The sequence below is a fragment of the Agrobacterium sp. 16-2014-1-2a genome (genome assembly GCF_053522705.1).
On sequence record NZ_JBNWBX010000002.1, the window covers coordinates 155,815 to 174,058 of the forward strand.

At 60.6% G+C, this 18,244-nt stretch carries 18 protein-coding genes; 14 read left to right on the forward strand and 4 right to left on the reverse strand.

What is annotated here, in order from left to right:
• Nucleotides 1-86: 86 nt before the first annotated feature.
• From ACQZ45_RS09605 to ACQZ45_RS09620, 4 genes are all read right to left on the reverse strand, one after another.
• Nucleotides 87-1,016 carry a response regulator gene (locus ACQZ45_RS09605; RefSeq protein WP_003513933.1) on the reverse strand — a complete coding sequence of 310 codons (930 nt, stop codon included), beginning with the start codon at nt 1,014-1,016 and terminating at the stop codon, nt 87-89.
• Complete coding sequence (locus tag ACQZ45_RS09610; RefSeq protein ID WP_065658671.1) at nt 1,013-4,408, reverse strand: hybrid sensor histidine kinase/response regulator; 3,396 nt, start codon at nt 4,406-4,408, stop codon at nt 1,013-1,015. Before ACQZ45_RS09610 ends, ACQZ45_RS09605 begins: the two co-directional genes overlap by 4 nt.
• Nucleotides 4,409-4,451: 43 nt before the next feature.
• A complete protein-coding gene (locus ACQZ45_RS09615; RefSeq protein ID WP_112675516.1) occupies nt 4,452-5,222 on the reverse strand; it encodes an SDR family oxidoreductase in 771 nt (256 codons plus the stop codon).
• Between the two features lie 218 nt (nt 5,223-5,440).
• Nucleotides 5,441-6,475: a glutamine synthetase beta-grasp domain-containing protein gene (locus ACQZ45_RS09620; protein ID WP_003510168.1), complete on the reverse strand. Its 1,035-nt coding sequence runs from the start codon at nt 6,473-6,475 to the stop codon at nt 5,441-5,443.
• Nucleotides 6,476-6,955: 480 nt separating this feature from the next.
• Between ACQZ45_RS09620 and ACQZ45_RS09625 the strand changes: the two genes are divergently transcribed.
• The 14 genes from ACQZ45_RS09625 to ACQZ45_RS09690 all read left to right on the forward strand — a co-directional run bounded on the left by ACQZ45_RS09625 (nt 6,956) and on the right by ACQZ45_RS09690 (nt 18,241).
• Entirely contained in the window at nt 6,956-7,162 is a 207-nt protein-coding gene (locus ACQZ45_RS09625) for a DUF2735 domain-containing protein (RefSeq protein ID WP_003513926.1), read from the forward strand.
• 343 nt (nt 7,163-7,505) lie between these two features.
• On the forward strand, nt 7,506-8,795 hold the full coding sequence (gene urtA, locus ACQZ45_RS09630) for an urea ABC transporter substrate-binding protein (RefSeq protein ID WP_003513924.1): 1,290 nt from the start codon (nt 7,506-7,508) through the stop codon (nt 8,793-8,795).
• Nucleotides 8,796-9,078: 283 nt separating this feature from the next.
• Nucleotides 9,079-10,692, forward strand: a complete 1,614-nt coding sequence (urtB, locus tag ACQZ45_RS09635) for an urea ABC transporter permease subunit UrtB (RefSeq protein ID WP_113292439.1) — start codon at nt 9,079-9,081, stop codon at nt 10,690-10,692.
• Nucleotides 10,689-11,867, forward strand: a complete 1,179-nt coding sequence (gene urtC, locus ACQZ45_RS09640; protein WP_003513919.1) for an urea ABC transporter permease subunit UrtC — start codon at nt 10,689-10,691, stop codon at nt 11,865-11,867. The genes urtB and urtC overlap by 4 nt, the downstream gene beginning before the upstream one ends.
• Before the next feature lie 7 nt (nt 11,868-11,874).
• Complete coding sequence (urtD, locus tag ACQZ45_RS09645) at nt 11,875-12,636, forward strand: urea ABC transporter ATP-binding protein UrtD (protein ID WP_003513917.1); 762 nt, start codon at nt 11,875-11,877, stop codon at nt 12,634-12,636.
• Nucleotides 12,637-12,844: 208 nt separating this feature from the next.
• Nucleotides 12,845-13,540 carry an urea ABC transporter ATP-binding subunit UrtE gene (urtE, locus tag ACQZ45_RS09650; protein WP_003513916.1) on the forward strand — a complete coding sequence of 232 codons (696 nt, stop codon included), beginning with the start codon at nt 12,845-12,847 and terminating at the stop codon, nt 13,538-13,540.
• 255 nt (nt 13,541-13,795) lie between these two features.
• The gene (locus ACQZ45_RS09655) at nt 13,796-15,049 is read left to right on the forward strand and encodes a CE1 family esterase (protein WP_019565111.1); all 1,254 of its coding nucleotides are present in this window, start codon (nt 13,796-13,798) and stop codon (nt 15,047-15,049) included.
• Nucleotides 14,956-15,807, forward strand: coding sequence for an urease accessory protein UreD (locus tag ACQZ45_RS09660; RefSeq protein WP_003513912.1), 852 nt, complete (start codon nt 14,956-14,958; stop codon nt 15,805-15,807). Before ACQZ45_RS09655 ends, ACQZ45_RS09660 begins: the two co-directional genes overlap by 94 nt.
• A gap of 109 nt (nt 15,808-15,916) precedes the next feature.
• Nucleotides 15,917-16,219: an urease subunit gamma gene (locus ACQZ45_RS09665; protein ID WP_003513909.1), complete on the forward strand. Its 303-nt coding sequence runs from the start codon at nt 15,917-15,919 to the stop codon at nt 16,217-16,219.
• A 10-nt stretch (nt 16,220-16,229) separates the two neighbouring features.
• Complete coding sequence (locus ACQZ45_RS09670) at nt 16,230-16,487, forward strand: DUF1272 domain-containing protein (protein ID WP_003513907.1); 258 nt, start codon at nt 16,230-16,232, stop codon at nt 16,485-16,487.
• A 20-nt stretch (nt 16,488-16,507) separates the two neighbouring features.
• Complete coding sequence (locus tag ACQZ45_RS09675) at nt 16,508-16,813, forward strand: urease subunit beta (protein WP_003491734.1); 306 nt, start codon at nt 16,508-16,510, stop codon at nt 16,811-16,813.
• A 1-nt stretch (nt 16,814) separates the two neighbouring features.
• Nucleotides 16,815-17,171 carry a GFA family protein gene (locus ACQZ45_RS09680; protein WP_003513905.1) on the forward strand — a complete coding sequence of 119 codons (357 nt, stop codon included), beginning with the start codon at nt 16,815-16,817 and terminating at the stop codon, nt 17,169-17,171.
• A 9-nt stretch (nt 17,172-17,180) separates the two neighbouring features.
• The gene (locus tag ACQZ45_RS09685) at nt 17,181-17,591 is read left to right on the forward strand and encodes a lysozyme inhibitor LprI family protein (RefSeq protein ID WP_003513903.1); all 411 of its coding nucleotides are present in this window, start codon (nt 17,181-17,183) and stop codon (nt 17,589-17,591) included.
• A gap of 5 nt (nt 17,592-17,596) precedes the next feature.
• A complete protein-coding gene (locus ACQZ45_RS09690) occupies nt 17,597-18,241 on the forward strand; it encodes a Urease operon accessory protein (RefSeq protein ID WP_162736209.1) in 645 nt (214 codons plus the stop codon).
• The last annotated feature ends 3 nt before the right edge of the window (nt 18,242-18,244 follow it).

Consider the following 18,244-nt stretch of genomic DNA (forward strand, 5'->3'; position numbering starts at 1 on the left):
CTGCACTCGCTCGGCGAATAAGTCGATGCTCTACGCTTAAGCGGAAAATATATGTTTTTCCAACCGTGTCACATCAGTTGCAGCCGTCACCCCTGATGCAAAATATGCGCGGCCTTGACGGCGGCGGAGGCGCGGTTTTCGACACCGAGTTTGACGTAGATCTGTTCCAGATGTTTGTTTACGGTTCTGGCGGAAAGGCCGAGAATATCGCCGATATCGCGGTTGGATTTGCCTTTGGCAATCCAGAGCAGAACTTCCGATTCCCGCGTTGTCAGGGCAAAGTGGTCCTTTAGCAGGTGGTCGTCGGATTTCTCGTTGGCGGCTGTCAGACGGAAGAGATATTCGTCCGGTCCCATTGCGCCGAGGAAGGAGAGCTGCAAAGCGGGCCGCCCGGCCTCGGTGATCGTCAGCGGTGCATCGCGGGCGGAATCCACTGTTGTCCTGTCGGCCAGCCAGCCGGAAATATGGGTAACGACAATCTCCAGCCCATCATCACGGCCGGTGGCGGCGTTGACCAGCCGGGTTGCCTGTGGTGTGGACCAGTGGATCGCGCCGTTGGCGCGCACGGCAAGCAGGTGGCGTCCGGCGGCATCAAGCGCCACGCGGGCGCTCTGCGCCGAGCGGGCATTGGAGAGATGCACACGGATACGGGCGCGCAGCTCATCGATGTTGATCGGCTTGGTCAGATAGTCGACACCGCCGGATTCGAGCGCCCGCACCACATGTTCGGTCTCCGTCAGCCCGGTCATGAAGATGACAGGCACCTGGGCCACGGCGGCGTTGGCCTTCAGGCGGCGGCAGGTTTCGAAACCGTCCATGGCCGGCATGACCGCATCGAGCAGGATGATATCGGGCGTGATGCGTTCGGCAATGTTGAGCGCGGCCTGACCGGATGTGGCGATCAGCGCCGAAAAGCCTGACTGTTCCAGCGCATCGGTGAGGAACCCGAGCGCTTCCGGGCTGTCATCCACCAGCAATACAATGTCTCTCGGCAGTGCTGCGCCTTGCCCGCTCATGCCTTGCCGTCTCCCCTGTCGCTCTCTTCAAACCGCTTTAGAAAATGGGCGTAACCGGCCAGATCGAAGGCCTGCACATAGGTGCCAAGCTCTTGCGTGAAGGGCAGGTTGTTGGTGTTGCGGGCGAGATCTGCGAGTTTTGCCTCTATGCCGCGTATGTAGCCTATTTCGCCGAGCCTCTGCAAATCCTTGATATGAATCGCGCCGGGATGAACGATCTGCGCCGGCGGCTGGGGGATGGGTGCCGGGGGAAGGTCGGTATCGTAAATCCATTTCAGGCCGAGATGCACCGCAAGCCTGTCGCACAGGTGGCGGATGTCGACCGGCTTGGCGATGGCGTCGTTGTGATTGTCTTCTCCGGCACCCGCTACGGTGCCGTCACCGATATTGGCCGAGAGCATGATGAGCGGAGCTGTCTGCCCTGCTTCACGCAACTTCGTCACAAGCTGCCAGCCGGACATTCCGGGCATGGAGATATCGATGAGGAAGAGGTCGGGCTGCACGCCTTCGATGAGTGTCAGGCATTCCGGTCCGCTCTGGGCGGTCAGCACCACGAAATCGAGCGGCGAAAGCACCTGCCGCATCAGCTCGCGGTGATCCTCGTTATCATCAACCACCACGATGGTGCGGCGTGGGCCCGAATAGGAGCGAATGGTTTTTTCCGGCGCAGGTGCGGTACTTGGCCGGTGCACAGCCGACAGCATGAGACGGACGCGGAAGGTGGAGCCGTTGTCCTTTTCGCTGGAGACGGAAATCTCGCCGCCCAGTGTGTTGGTCAGAAGCCTCGTGATGGTGAGGCCGAGGCCAAGGCCCGGCATGGGGCGCACGCTTTCGGCCTCGCCGCGCTGGAAAGGCTCGTAGATGCGGGCAAGATCTTTTTCGGCAATGCCGCGCCCGGTATCCGACACCGTGAAGCTCGCCACCTGGCTGCGATAGGCGACATCGAAGGTGACGCTGCCCTCGTCGGTGAACTTGATGGCGTTGGAGAGCAGGTTGACGAGGATCTGGCGCAGACGCTTTTCATCCGTGCGGACATATTGCGGCAGGGAATGGGCGCGTTCATGCCGGAATTCCAGACCCTTGGCCTGCGCCTGCGGGCGGAACATATCAACGATCTGGTCGAGGAAATCCTGAATATTGATCTCGTTGGAATAGACCTGCAGGCGGCCAGCCTCGATCTTGGAGATATCCAGAAGCCCGTCAATCAGGCCGGAGAGATGGTCGGCGGAACGGCGAATGACCTTGATGGCCGATTGCCGCGGCGCGGGAATGGTCTCATCGCGTTCGAGGATCTGGGCGTAGCCCAAAACAGCGTTGAGCGGCGTGCGCAATTCGTGGCTGAGGCCGACCACGTAGCGGCTCTTGGCGCGGTTGGCGGCCTCAGCCGTTTCCTTGGCGTCCTGAAGGGCGGCGTCAGTCTTCTTGTGTGCGGCGATTTCCTTCAACAGCAGCGTGTTCTGGCGTGAGGATTCCTCTTCCGCAACCACCCGGCTGTCATGGGCAAGAACCAGAAACCAGCAGACGATGCCGGCAATGACGGCAAAGACGAAAAATACGATGAGGATGGTGCGGTTGACCACGTCAGCCGTTGCCGGCGAGGCGGTGCCGACCTGATGGGCGATGAGCGCCAATATGCCGCCAATGGCGGTGACGGCGATGGCCGCCGCCATGCCATAACGTCCGAGCCTTGTGGCGAGTTTTGCAACCAGTTGGTGGGGCAGGAAAGATTTTGCGACCGTCGCGACCTGATAGTTGAGCTTGGCCTTCGGCTTGCACATGTCATGGCAGCGGCTGTCCAGCGAGCAGCAGAGCGAACAGATCGGCGCCGCATAGGCCGGACACCATGCCATGTCTTCCGGCTCGAACGGGTGTTCGCAGATGGAGCAGGTGATGGCGCTCAGCTCGCGCCATTTCTGGCGCGGCTTGCGGGCCAGATAGAATTTGCCCTTCGTGCCCCACGCGATCAGCGGCGAGGCGATGAAGGCGACGATGAGGGTGAGATAGGGCGCAAGCGAGGCAGCGAGTGCGCCGAAGGTGCCGAAATGCGCCATCAGCGCAATCGTGGCCGAAAGCGCCATGGAGCCGACGCCGACGGGATTGATATCGTAGAGATGGGCGCGCTTGAACTCGATGCCCGGTGGGGCAAGGCCGAGTGGCTTGTTGATGAACAGATCGGCCGAGATGGTGCAGAGCCAGGCCATGGCGACGATGGAAAAAATGCCGAGTGTTTCTTCCAGCAGGCGATAGATGCCGAGTTCCATCAACAGCAGCGCGATCACCACGTTGAAGACCAGCCAGACCACGCGGCCGGGATGGCTGTGGGTGAGGCGGGAAAAGAAGTTGGACCAGGCGAGCGAGCCCGCATAGGCGTTCATGACGTTGATCTTCAGCTGCGAGACCACCACGAAGGCGACCATCAGCAGCATGGCCGCCGTATGGTTGGGGATCATGTAGCCGAAGGCGGTGAGATACATCTGGGCGGGATCGGCGGCGCGGTCCACCGAGACGCCGGAACTGAAGGTCAAGACCACGAGGAAGGAACCGGCCAGCAGCTTCGGCACGCCGACGACGACCCAGCCAGCACCGGCCAGAAAGACCGCGATGCGATGGCGCAGACGGCTCTGGCCCTCGGCGGGCAGGAAGCGCAGGAAATCCACCTGTTCGCCGATCTGCGACATCAGCGCGAGGATGACGGCAGACGCCGCGCCGAATTCCACCAGATTGAAATGGGCCACGGTGCCCGGCGGACCGGAGGCGTGATGAATGCCGGAAAAGGCCCGCCACAGATCGTATTTTTCCCAGTCCATCAAAGCGATGAAGATGAAGGGCAATACGTTCAGCACGATCCAGAAGGGCTGGGTGATGATCTGGAAACGGCTGATGAGGCGCACGCCATGGGTGACGAGCGGAATGACCATGACGGCGGAGATGATGTAGCCGATCCACAGGGGAATGCCGAGCGCCAGCTCCAGCGCGCCGGACATGATCGACGCCTCGATGGCGAAGAGCATGAAGGTGAAGGCGGCGTAGATCAGCGAGGTGATGGTGGAGCCGATGTAACCGAAGCTCGCGCCGCGTGTCAGGAGATCGATATCGACGCCGTGACGGATGGCGTAACGGCTGATCGGCAGGCCGACGGCAAGCATGGCAATGGCCGCGACGATGATGGCGTAAAAGGCGTTGGTGGTGCCGTATGACAGCGTGATCGCGCCGCCGATGGCTTCCAGTGCCAGAAAGGAAATAGCGCCGATGGCGGTGTGGGAGATGCGGTTGGACGAAAATTGCCGGGCGCTTTTGGCGGTGAAGCGCAGCGCATAATCTTCCAGCGTCTGGTTGGCGACCCAGCGGTTATATTCGCGCCTGACGGGGATGATGCGTTGCCGTGCGGCCATGCCTAGGATCCAGCCCCTTCCCGCAAAAGGTGTTTTGCCATTCTCACAGCCGCACCGACATGCCGCCATCCACCGTCAGCACATGGCCGTTGACGAAGGAGGAGGCGTCGCTGGCCAGAAACAGGGCTGCACCGGCGATTTCATCCGGCCTGCCCCAGCGTTCCAGCGGTACGCGCAGTTTGGCAAAGGCGACCATGTCAGGGTTTTCGGCAAGGGCCGCATTGGTTTCCGTGGCGAACATGCCGGGTGCAATGGCGTTGCTGGTGATGCCGCGCGCGCCATATTCGACAGCGATTGCGCGCATCAGCCCGGTCAGCCCCTGCTTGGCAACGGGATAGATCGCATCGCCCGGCCTGACGATGTGGCCGAGAATGGAGGTGATGGTGATGATGCGGCCGTAACCGTTGGAATTCATGGCTTGCGCGGCATCTCGCGACAGCGAGACGGAGGAGGTGAGGTCGGTGCGGATAAGCTCCAGCACGTCCTCGTCGCTGAATTCGGAAAGCGGGCGGCGGTCGCGTGCGCCGACATTGTTGACGAGGATATCGAGATGGCCGAATTCGTCCATGATGCGGTGGACGAGGGCAGTTCCGGCGGCGGTGTCGGCAATGTCGAAAGCGGCATAATCGGCTTTTCCGCCGGCTTGCCGAAGTGTGCCTGCTGCCTGTTCCAGCGCCTCGTCGTTACGGCCGGTCAGCCACACATGGGCGCCAGCCTCGGTAAAGGCCCTGGCGATTTCGAAACCGAGACCGCGGCCGCTGCCGGTGATGATGGCGATGCGGTTTTCGAGAGAGAATTTTTTGAGAATGCCCATCGCTCACCTTCTTGCTTTAGAGCATCGGACCGAAAACCGTGTCGCGGTTTCGGAAAAGCCGATGCGGTTGGTCAAAGCCACGCAACGTCTTCGAGTTTGCGCATAGGCAAGAATATTCCACGCAGGGCAGAGGGCGAAAGGTCGCCTGTCCGGTCCGGCCGTTCGGTGGACATAAAAATGGCGTCGCCCGGTTGCGGGCGACGCCATGTCTTGGGTTATCAGGCAGCAGCCGACTTTGCGAGCGGCACTTCTGCAATCGTCTTCAGAACGACGGAAGCGATCTGGTAAGGGCAGCCCTGCGAGTTCGGACGACGGTCTTCGAGGTAACCACGGTAACCGTTGTTGACGAAGGAGTGCGGAACGCGGATCGAGGCGCCACGGTCGGCAACGCCGTAGGAGAACTTGTTCCACGGAGCGGTTTCGTGCTTGCCGGTCAGGCGCAGGTGGTTGTCCGGACCGTAAACGTCGATGTGCTCCTGCCAGTTCTTGGCGAAAGCGGCCATGAGGGCTTCGAAATACTCCTTGCCGCCAACTTCACGCATGAACTTGGTGGAGAAGTTGCAATGCATGCCCGAACCGTTCCAGTCGGTATCGCCGAGCGGCTTGCAATGGAATTCGACGTCGATGCCGTACTGTTCGCAAAGACGCAGCAGCAGGTAACGGGCGATCCAGATCTGGTCGGCGGCGCGCTTGGAGCCCTTGCCGAATACCTGGAATTCCCACTGGCCCTTGGCCACTTCGGCATTGATGCCTTCGTGGTTGATGCCGGCTTCGAGGCAGAGGTCGAGATGTTCTTCAACGATTTCGCGGGCAACCGAGCCGACGTTCTTGAAGCCGACGCCGGTGTAATACGGACCCTGCGGAGCCGGGTAACCCTGCTCGGGGAAGCCGAGCGGGCGGCCGTCCTGGTAGAAGAAATATTCCTGTTCGAAGCCGAACCATGCGTCCTCGTCGTCGAGGATGGTCGCGCGGCTGTTCGATGCATGCGGGGTGACGCCGTCAGGCATCATGACTTCGCACATGACCAGCACGCCGTTGGTGCGGGCCGGATCGGGGTAGATCGCGACGGGCTTCAGCACGCAATCCGAAGAGTGGCCTTCGGCCTGCTGCGTGGACGAGCCATCAAAACCCCAAAGCGGCAGCTGCTCGAGCGTCGGGAATTCATCGAATTCCTTGACCTGTGTCTTGCCGCGCAGGTTGGGGACCGGCTTATAACCGTCAAGCCAGATGTACTCGAGTTTGAACTTAGTCATTACGAACCTCTCATAGGTAACAATGCGAAGCCTTGAGGCTTGCCGTGGCTTTCGCCACCGGAAGCACATTCGCGTTCAAGGGCTGGCCATATAGATGCATGCCGCGTGCCAGATTGGCGATGTTTTGCGAATTCTTCGAAAAATCTTTCAGGCATGCTCAGGGCCGAGGGGGCCGATATGGCCACTAACCGCTCATGCTGCACTGCGGCAGGTAAATCGAACCCTAATGTTTCGTCAGTGATTCCTAACAGATAGCGGGTGGCATCGCTCAAAATGCCCTGTTGCGGTGCAATGTTTTCGATTGCGAACGACGGATCGGCATTTGCCCCAAAACCGGCGCTTCCGGAATGGTTTTTCTTGCTGAATGACCATTTAATGCCTATATTTTTCGCAACGTGATTTTTTTTTAATCAGATGGAGCTAAACCGGAGCTAACGGGTTTGCTTCACAACCAAAGTGCTTCGATGCAAACAAAGTGAGATGTTCGATATGGCAACTGGCTTTCATCGTGAAACGGCAACGATCTTTCAATTTCCGGTCGGCGGACGCGCGGGGCTCTCAAAGTTCCGTAACATCGGGCTGAGCGATCTGGAGCGCGAGGCACGTCAGCCGCATGTCGATTTCGGCTCCTGGTATCATGACGATGCGATCCGCGACGAAGAGCGGGACGACAAGCCGCACGCCTGATGTGAAGCGTCGCTGATCGTTTCTTCTCCCCTGCCGGTGAGAAGGTGGCGCGAAGCGCCGGATAAAGTGACGACTTCTCAGTCTGTCTCCGACCTCGCACCATCGACCCGCTGCTGCTCTCGTCTTCCCTGCCGGAAAAGAAGCAAGTTGAAACGCCAGGTTTCACATCGATTGCCCCGGCCGGGATTTCCCTCTCCCCAACACTCCCTGCAGCTTTCGCCACCCCGCCTACGTCAATTGACGTATACGGTTTCTCGCCCGCGAGATCGATAGTCCCTTCCAGCAGCGGTCAACGATGCCGCTGAAGCCCCGTGAGGGCTAAACAAGGAGAGGGGTTCTTCCGATGACATTCCGCAAGACGCTTAGCGCCGCGCTGCTCGGCGCAATCATGTCCACCACCGCCTTCCATGGCGCATTTGCCGCCGACGATACGATCAAGGTAGGCGTGCTGCATTCTCTTTCCGGCACCATGGCGATTTCAGAGACGACGCTGAAGGACGCCATGCTGATGCTCATCGACGAGCAGAACAAGAAGGGCGGCGTTCTCGGCAAGAAGCTCGAAGCCGTCGTGGTCGACCCGGCCTCCGACTGGCCGCTGTTTGCCGAAAAGGCCCGCCAGCTGATTTCGCAGGACAAGGTCGCCGCCGTTTTCGGTTGCTGGACATCTTCGTCGCGCAAGTCCGTGCTGCCGGTTTTCGAAGAGCTGAATTCCCTGCTGTTCTACCCGGTGCAGTATGAGGGTGAAGAATCCTCCCGCAACATCGTCTACACCGGTGCAGCGCCTAACCAGCAGGCCATTCCGGCCGTCGATTATCTCGCCAAGACCGAAGGCGTCGAGCGCTGGGTTCTGGCAGGTACCGACTATGTCTACCCGCAGACCACAAACAAGATCCTGAAGGCCTACCTGATGTCGAAGGGCGTCAAGGAAGAGGACATCATGATCAACTACACGCCGTTCGGCCAGTCCGACTGGCAGACGATCGTGTCCGACATCAAGAAGTTCGGCTCGGCCGGCAAGAAGACCGCCGTTGTTTCCACCATCAACGGCGATGCCAACGTGCCCTTCTACAAGGAGCTGGCGAACCAGGGCATCAAGGCCGAGGACATTCCGGTCGTCGCCTTCTCGGTCGGTGAAGAAGAGCTTGCCGGTCTCGATACCGCGCCGCTGGTCGGCCACCTTGCCGCCTGGAACTACTTCCAGTCTGTCGATACCGAGGTCAACGCCGAATTCATCAAGACCTGGCATGCGTTCACCAAGAACGACAAGCGCGTGACGAACGACCCGATGGAAGCCGCCTATATCGGTTTCAACGCCTGGGTTAAGGCCGTCGAAACCGCAGGCACGACCGATACGGACGCGGTTCTTGACAGCATCATCGGCGTTTCCGTGCCGAACCTTTCTGGTGGTTACTCCACCGTCATGCCGAACCACCACATCACCAAGCCGGTGCTGATCGGTGAAATCCAGGCCGATGGGCAGTTCGAAATCGTGCAGCAGACGCCACAGGTCGTGGGTGACGAATGGTCGGATTACCTGCCTGACTCGAAGGATCTGATTTCGGATTGGCGCAAGCCGATGTCCTGCGGCAACTTCAACGTGGCCACGGGCAAGTGCGGCGGCAAGGGCAGCTGATAAGGAAACGAACGCCGCCCCTCTTTGGAGGGGCGGATTGTTTACAAACTGAGCCAGAATTACCCCCCTCTGTCCTGCCGGACATCTCCCCCTCAAGGCGGGAGATCGGCAAGATGCTCTCCCGCCATTTCATCCTTGAACGTCGAGATGGACGGGACCTTGCCACGGGTCGATCTCCCCCCTTGAGGGGGAGATGCCCGGCAGGGCAGAGGTGGGTGAAGCCGCATATTCAGGTCGTGCCACACGCAACCGCAGAGTCGCAAACCGCTCCAAGGAACCCGACATGACGATCCGATCTTTTCTCGGAGCCATCTTCCTCTGGCTCACCCTGGGGATCGCCGCCCAGTCCCTCGCGCAGAGCGATCCGAAGGCGCTGATAGACCAGCTCGGCGCGGCTGACTTCAAGCAGGCCGAAACATTGATCGGCCAGATTGCTGCCACCGGCGACGCGCGGGTGGTGCCGGCGCTTGAGGCTTTTGCATCAGGCGATCTTTACGTGCGCAAGGCCGACAATCTGGTGTTCATGACCAAGCCGTCGGGTTCCAATTTCACGCTCATCGATCCGCTGACCGGCGAAAGTGCTGGCGAAGCGCCGAAGGCGGCGGTTACCAAGATCAGGGTCAACAACAATCTGCGTCGCGTCATCCGCGCCGCGATGGGCGGCCTGACGTTGCTCAGTCCGGAACGCTCGGTGCGGCTTTCCGCCGCCGATGCGGTTCTGAAAGCCCCCAGTGCCGAAAATCTGGAATTGCTGGAAGCGGCCATATCCAAGGAAACCGACAAAGAGGTGCGGACGCGGATGGAGGAGGCGCGGGCAGTCTCGCTGCTTTCCTCCGACCGCCCCCTTGAGGTGAAGAAAGAAGCGATCGCCACCATCAAGGCGCTTGGCGGGCGCGATGCGATCAGCATTCTGATGGCGGCGACGCCCACGGTTGATCCGAGCCTGAAGCCCGATGTGGACGAGGCGATTTCCAGCATCGAAAGCGCGCTTGCCATCTGGGACTACGCACAGAATGTCTGGTACGGCCTGTCGCTCGGTTCCGTGCTGCTGCTCGCCGCCATCGGTCTTGCCATCACCTTCGGCGTCATGGGCATCATCAATATGGCGCATGGCGAGATGGTGATGATCGGCGCCTATTCCACCTTCATGGTGCAGGAGCTGATCCGCAGCCATTTCCCCGGCCTGTTCGACTGGTCACTGGCGATTGCCCTGCCGGCCGCCTTTCTTGTCACAGCCTGCGTCGGCCTCATCATGGAGCGCGGCGTCATCCGCTATCTCTACGGGCGACCGCTGGAAACGCTGCTCGCCACCTGGGGTATCTCGCTGATCCTGCAACAGGGCGTGCGTTCCATCTTCGGCCCGACCAACCGTGAGGTCGGCAGCCCGAGCTGGATGTCCGGCTCCTTCAGCGTCGGTTACCTCAACTTCACCTGGAACCGCGTGTGGATCGTCTGCTTCTCGCTTTCCGTCTTCTTCGCGCTGCTGGTGCTTTTGAAGCGCTCCGCCTTCGGCTTGCAGATGCGCGCCGTGACCCAGAACCGCCGCATGGCCTCTTCCATGGGCATCCGCACGCCCTGGGTGGATGCCTTCACCTTCGCGCTCGGTTCCGGCGTTGCCGGCCTTGCCGGGGTAGCGCTGTCGCAGATCGACAATGTCTCGCCCAATCTCGGCCAGAGCTACATCATCGACAGTTTCATGGTGGTGGTGTTCGGCGGGGTCGGCAATCTCTGGGGAACGCTCGTGGGTGCGCTGTCGCTCGGCGTGCTCAACAAGTTCCTTGAGCCGACGGTGGGCGCCGTGCTCGGCAAGATCCTCGTGCTCGTTCTCATCATCCTGTTCATCCAGAAGCGGCCACGTGGTCTCTTCGCACTCAAGGGAAGGGCGATCGAAGCATGATTACCGGCTTCCTCCTGCGCGCGCTCGATCGGCGCATTTCCATCGCCATCGGCATCATCCTGGCCATCGCCGTGCTGGTGCCCGCCTCCAATCTGCTGTTGCCGGCTGACAGCGCGTTCCGCATCCCGACCTACATCATGTCGATGCTCGGCAAATATCTGGCCTACGCGCTGCTGGCGCTGGCGCTTGATCTGGTCTGGGGATATTGCGGCATTCTCTCGCTCGGCCACGCCGCCTTCTTCGCGCTCGGCGGTTATGCCATGGGCATGTATCTGATGCGGCAGATCGGCACGCGCGGTGTTTACGGCCATCCTGTGCTGCCTGACTTCATGGTGTTCCTCAACTGGAAGGAACTGCCGTGGTTCTGGCACGGCTTCGACATGTTCTGGTTTGCAGCACTGATGGTGCTGGTGGTGCCCGGCCTGCTCGCCTTCGTGTTCGGCTGGTTCGCCTTCCGCTCGCGCGTCAACGGCGTTTACCTCTCTATCATCACGCAGGCCATGACCTACGCCCTGCTGCTTGCCTTCTTCCGCAACGACATGGGTTTCGGCGGCAATAATGGTCTCACCGATTTCAAGGATATTCTCGGCTTTTCCGTGCAGGCGGATGGCACCCGTGCCGTGCTGTTTGCGATGACGGCCGTTATGCTGGCGCTTTCGCTGCTGATTGCATCCGGCATCGTCAATTCCAAATTCGGCAAAGTGCTGGTGGGCGTGCGCGATGCCGAAAGCCGGGTGCGCTTCCTCGGTTTCCGGGTGGAAAACATCAAGCTCTTTACCTTCGTCGTCTCGGCCATGATGGCGGGCATTGCCGGTGCGCTGTTCGTGCCGCAGGTGGGCATCATCAATCCCGGCGAATTCTCCCCCGCCAACTCCATCGAGGTGGTGGTTTGGACCGCAGTCGGCGGGCGCGGCACGCTGATCGGGCCGATCATCGGCGCGCTGCTGGTCAATGGCGGCAAGAGCTATTTCACCGGCGCTTTCCCCGAATTCTGGCTGTTTGCACTGGGTGGGCTGTTCATCGCGGTGACGCTGTTCTTCCCCAAGGGCATCGTCGGCACCGTGCAGCATTATCTGGTCGGCCGGCGCGAAAAGCGTGTTGCGCGGGCGGCAAGTGCGGCCGGACAACCGGGCAATGACAGTGCTGCAACAGCGGCGCAACAGGCGGCGGAGTGAGGCTGATATGAACACGGTTTCCGAAAACAGAACCAAAAGCCTGCTTTATCTCGACGGTGTTTCCGTTTCCTTCGACGGGTTCAGGGCGCTCAATTCCCTGTCCTTCGTGGTGGAGCCGGGCGAGCTGCGGGCCATCATCGGTCCGAATGGCGCCGGCAAGACGACGATGATGGATATCATCACCGGCAAGACCCGGCCGGATACCGGCACGGTGCTGTTCGAAGACAGCATCGACCTCACGAAAAAGGACGAGGCGGATATTGCCCAGCTGGGCATCGGGCGTAAATTCCAGAAGCCAACGGTGTTTGAAAGCCATACCGTCTGGGACAATCTGGAACTGGCGTTGAACCGCAAACGCGGCGTCTTCGCCACGCTGTTCTACAGGCTGACAGCGGAGGACAAGGCGCGTATCGAGGAAATCCTCGCCACCGTGCGTCTCAGCCACCGCCGCGGCGATCTCGCGGCCAACCTCTCGCACGGCCAGAAACAGTGGCTGGAAATCGGCATGCTGCTCGCGCAGGAACCGAAGCTGCTGCTGGTGGATGAGCCGGTGGCGGGCATGACGGATGCGGAGACAGCCGAAACCGCCGTGCTTCTGAAGGAAATCGCCAAGACCCGCTCGGTCGTGGTGGTGGAGCACGACATGGGCTTCATCCGCGAGCTGGGCGTAAAGGTGACGTGTCTTGCCGAGGGCTCGGTGCTGGCCGAAGGGTCTATCGATTTTGTGTCCAGCGATCCGAAGGTGATCGAGAATTATCTGGGACGGTGATGGAAGCGTCTGCGGCTTTACCCCCCTCTGCCCTGCCGGGCATCTCCCCCACAAGGGGGGAGATCGGCAAGCGGCTAACACCCTGCCCCAAGACCAGTAGGCGATGGGACGAGCGGGAACGGCATCTGATTTCCCTCCTTGTGGGGGAGATGCCCGGCAGGGCAGAGGGGGGTAGCGCCGCCCACCAAAGCATCAATGGAGTTGCACCATGCTGAACGTCGAAAACATCAACCTCCACTATGGCGCAGCCCAAGCCCTGCGGGGCGTGTCTCTGAAAGCGGAGATGGGCAAGATCACCTGTGTTCTCGGCCGAAACGGCGTAGGCAAAAGCTCGTTGTTGCGCGCGGTCACCGGCCAGCATGCCATCAGTGGCGGGTCGATCAGCTTTGAAGGGGCAGCACTGGATGGGCTGGCACCTTACCACCGTGCCAAGCGCGGTGTCGGCTACGTGCCACAGGGGCGTGAAATCTTTCCGCTGCTCAGCGTGCAGGAAAACCTTGAAAGCGGTTATGCGCCGCTGCCACGCAAGGAGCGTTTCATTCCCGACGATATTTTCAGCCTGTTTCCGGTGCTGCAATCGATGCTGGGCAGACGCGGCGGCGACCTGTCCGGTGGCCAGCAACAGCAGCTCGCCATCGGCCGGGCGCTGGTGACGCGGCCGAAAATCCTCGTTCTCGATGAGCCGACCGAAGGCATTCAGCCGTCGATCATCAAGGATATCGGCCGCGCAATCAAATATCTCAGGGATTCCACCGGTATGGCGATCCTGCTGGTCGAGCAATATCTGGATTTCTGCCGTGAGCTTGCCGACTATGTCTACATCATGGACCGGGGCGAAATTGTGCATGAGGGGCTTGCCGAAACGCTGGATACGCCCGAGGCGCGTCGCCATCTGACAGTATAAATCGAGACTAGAAGCCACGCCTGCCGATCACGGCGTGCAAACGGCCGATTAATATTTTGAAAGTCTATGCGTGTCTGCATGGCTTTTATGCGCAATTTTAGCATTTCATTGAATAAACGCCTGTGATATTGGCAGCGGAAATGCTGCATGCGAGACACAGACGAAGTCTATTCGCACGCCGCGACAGTTGATCCCTTACATTCCACGCGCGTCCGACGTATCGTCGGGGAAACCGTGCCCAATAAAGGCGTGTCAATGCATCAAGACTTTGCCCTTGGCCGGGCTGCCCGGCTGTTCCGCTCCGCCCGCACCCTGTTTCTGGGTCTTGCGATCTGCGCGAGCGCGAGTGTCGCAGCGTCAGCCTCGACCTGCGGTCAGCTTGCTCAACCCGGCGTGGAACCGGGCAGGCATGATTTTTCCATTCTCTCCAGTGGTCAAAAACGCGAAGGCGTTTATTTCGTTCCATCGGCCTATGACGGAAAAAAACCGGTGCCTGTGGTGTTCGATTTCCACGGCTCCAACAGCAATCCGCACGGCCAGCTGAACCGCAGCGGCTGGGACAAGCTTGCCGAGCGCGACGGCCTGATGGTGGTGGCGCTGGCGGGCAGCCTCAATGGCGAATTGCCCGGCACCCATGCCTGGAATGTTCCTGGTGTTACCACCCGTCCCGGCGGGCTGGATGAGGTGAGCTTCATTCGCGATGCAATTGCCATGGTGAAAGGCAAGTTCTGCGTGGATGAGGAGCGCTTTTACGGTTCCGGTTATTCCGGCGGCGGGCGCATGCTGTCGCAATTCATCTGCAATGGTAGCGCGGATTTCACCGCTGCCGGCTTCGTTGCATCGTTGCGCGCGGGTTATCCGTTGGAGACAGAGGGCAAATGGGGACCGGATGCGGCAAGCTGCAAGCCGGCGCGGCCGATGTCGATCATCGCCTTTGCGGGTCTGAAGGATCCGGCCAATCCCTATCAGGGCGGTGGCAAGTCCTACTGGCAATATGGCGGCGAGACGGCGCTGAAACGCTGGGCGGAAATGGACGGCTGCAAGGGCGGCGCGAAAACCAGACCGGGCGAGAGCTTCACCGTCAATTCCTATGACGTCTGTAAGGGCGGGGCACGTATCCAGTCCTATGTCATTGACAATTGGGACCATGCCTGGCCGCGCGCCACCATGAAGGCGGAAGTGCTGGCAGCGTCGGCGGTCCTTACCCGCAAGCCGGGTGGCGAGCAGACGCCGAAGGCGGAACCTGCCGTGGAGCGCAAGATGCCCACAGGCGAAGTGACGCGCACGGTTGATGCGGCGGAAAGAATGTGGGATTTCTTCCGCAACACGGAAGGACAGATGGTAGTGGATGCCGTCGTCAAAAAAGATTGCGGCGCCAAGGCCGGGTCCGCTTCCGCAACCGTTTCGGAGACCGCGTGCAGCCAGAACAGCAAGCCATCCGCCCTTCCGGTCTCGAAGACGGCGAACCTGCCCGGCAGCAGCGCGCCCGTGGCAGAGGACGCATTGTAACCAAGGCTGTCGAAGGTCGCAGCCGGCTGGACCAATTATTCCAGGAAGGTTGCGCCAAGATCCGCCTGCCGGATACGTTTTCCAACGAGATCGAGGCCATCCTCATCAACTCCTCCGGCGGATTGACCGGCGGAGATGAAATGGAATGGCAGGCTGTTGCCGGAGCCGGCACCTCGCTGGTGGTGACGACGCAGGCCTGCGAGAAGGTCTACAAGGCATCCTCCGGAACCGCCACCGTCACCGCCCGCGTTTCCGCAGGGCCGGGCGCCCGGTTGCACTGGCTGCCGCAGGAAACCATTCTTTTCGACCGCGCGTCGCTGACCCGCAGGCTGGAAGCCGATCTCGACGCAACCTCCGAATTCATCGCCGTCGAAGCCGTGCTGCTCGGGCGTCAGGCCATGGGCGAAGCGATGCAGCATGGCCTGTTCCGGGATCGCTGGCGCATTCGCCATGGCGGCCGGCTGGTACATGCCGAAGAGCTGCTGCTTGCGGGAGAAGTGGCGGAGCTGACTGCAAAACCGGCGGTGCTTGCCGGGCAGGTGGCCTTTGCCACGCTTCTTTATATCGGACCTCTGGCCGAGGCGCTTTTGCCTAAAATCCGGGCTATTGCCGGGGAAAGCGGCGGCGCCAGCGAATGGCAGGGCAAGCTTGTCGTGCGCGTGTCCGCCGCGGACGGCTTCTCCCTTAGAAAAATACTTTTTCCGATCATTTCGCTCTTGCGAAACGGCGCGCCAGTGCCGAAAGTCTGGAATCTGTAAAGCTCCGGATCGCCCACGACAGGCGACCTTCCGGGGTCTGTCAAACAAGTCGGATCAGCCCCCGAAACACTGTGTTTTGCGGGGCAGGTGCGAAAGCTGCGGGACGACGATGAACCTTACTCCGAGAGAAAAAGACAAGCTGCTGATTTCCATGGCCGCCATGGTGGCGCGCCGCCGGCTGGAGCGTGGCGTGAAGCTGAATTACCCGGAAGCGATTGCGCTGATTACCGATTTCGTTGTCGAGGGCGCCCGCGATGGTCGCGCGGTGGCCGACCTGATGGAAGCCGGCGCGCATGTCATTTCCCGCGATCAGGTTATGGAAGGCATCGCCGACATGATCCATGATGTGCAGGTGGAAGCAACATTTCCCGACGGCACCAAGCTTGTGACCGTTCACGAACCGATACGCTGAGGGGGACGATATGGCGCTGGAGCTTCGGCCCAATTGCGAATGCTGCGACCGTGATCTTGCCCCCGACAGCCGGGTTGCGATGATCTGCTCGTTCGAATGCACCTTTTGCGCCGATTGCGCGACCGATGTGCTCAAAGGCGCCTGCCCGAATTGCGGCGGCGAGCTGGTTCGCAGGCCCATCCGCCCGGCGGCCAAACTCGTCAACAATCCGGCATCGACGACACGGGTGCTGAAGGCTGAAGGCTGCGCGGCAGCCACCGCTGCTTGAGAGAGACAAAGGGGAGCACCATGAAACCAGGCGAAATCATTGCCGCAGAGGGCACCATCGAACTCAATGCCGGCCAGCCGACGGTGACGATCGAGGTGGCCAATACCGGTGACCGGCCGGTTCAGGTGGGCAGCCATTACCATTTCTTCGAGACCAATGCGGGTCTTGTCTTCGACCGCGACAAGGTGCGCGGCATGCGTCTCGACATTCCGGCTGGTACTGCGGTTCGTTTTGAACCCGGCCAGAAGCGGGAAGTGACGCTGGTGCCGCTTTCCGGCAAGCGTGAGGTTTACGGGTTTCGTCAACAGATCATGGGGAGGTTATGAGATGGCGACGGCACATTATCACGGAAGTTGCCAATGCGGCGACGTGAGCTTCGAGGTCGACGCCGATCTCGACCACACGGTCGTGTGCAATTGCTCGCGCTGCAAGCGCTTGGGCTCGACGCTTGCCTTTGCGCCTCGCGAAAAATTCACCCTGCTTTCCGGCGACGACAAGCTGACGGAATATCTCTTCAACAAGCACAAGATCCATCATCTGTTCTGCTCCACCTGCGGCATTGAGAGTTTTGCCTATGCCGATGGGCCGGATGGGACGCCGATGGTGGCGGTGAATACCAATTGCCTTGATGGTGTCGATCCGCGTGCGCTGAAGCCGCAGGCTTTCGATGGCGCGGCTGCCTGAGTGATGGCCATGACTTTGAAAAAATTCTGTTTCGGTGCGGCTGTCCTGCTGTCTCTTGCGGCGTCTTCCGCATTTGCCGATGACGCGCCCGATTGCACCTCGCCGCAAACGCAGGCCGATATGACAATCTGCGCCGGCAAGGATTACGAAAAGGCCGACAAGCAGTTGAACGCCGCCTACCAGAAGGTTCGCAAGCAGCTTGCGGAGCGTGACAAGACGGCAGACGAAAGCGGCAAGGGTGCCGTGGATGCATTGGTTGCCGCCCAGCGTGCCTGGGTGGCGTTTCGCGATGCCAATTGCGATGCCTTCGGGTTTCAGGCGCGTGGCGGCACGATGGAGCCGATGCTGGTTTCCTCATGCCTGGCCGATATGAGCAACAAGCGCGCTGACGAACTGCGCCAGTTGTCCGAAGGTTTCTGAACGGTATGGGGCGGCGGATCATGATTGTCGGAAACGGAGAAATGCCGCAGGGCGTGGCTGATCTCATCGACCTTTCCGACATTGTCATCCGCTTCAACGATTGCCGTTCGCTGGGCGCTGGCGGCAGCCGCACGGATGTGGTGGCCGTTTGCAACACCGGCCGGCCGGGCCGCGAGATGAGCGAAGGGGCCGCGTGGCGCGACAATGAGGGGGTGCAGCAGGCTTCCGCCATCTGGTCGGTGCGCGATCCCGCGAAATTTTCGCAGATGGAGCCGGATATCCGCGCTCGCTGGCCCGAACTGACCGATTTTTGTGCCGATTATACCGCCGGTTTCGCAGCATTAGCCGAAGAGACCGGCAAGAGCCACCTCGTCATTCCGCGCGGGGTGCATGAGCGGCTTGATCACGCATTGCAGGTCTATGCGCCGGCCCCTTACGTCTGCCCGAGCACCGGGCTTCTTGCCATCGCCCATGTTCTGGAGACCGTGAGCGGCGGCGATGACGAGGTGTCGATTGCGGGCTTTGGTCATCACGGCTGGAACGGGCATCCGTTTGCCGCCGAAAAACAGCTTGTAGATGCCCTCACACACGAGGGCCGGCTGACACGAATTTCTCCCATATCGATTTTCTCCGCGTCCGAAGGAGCCTGAACC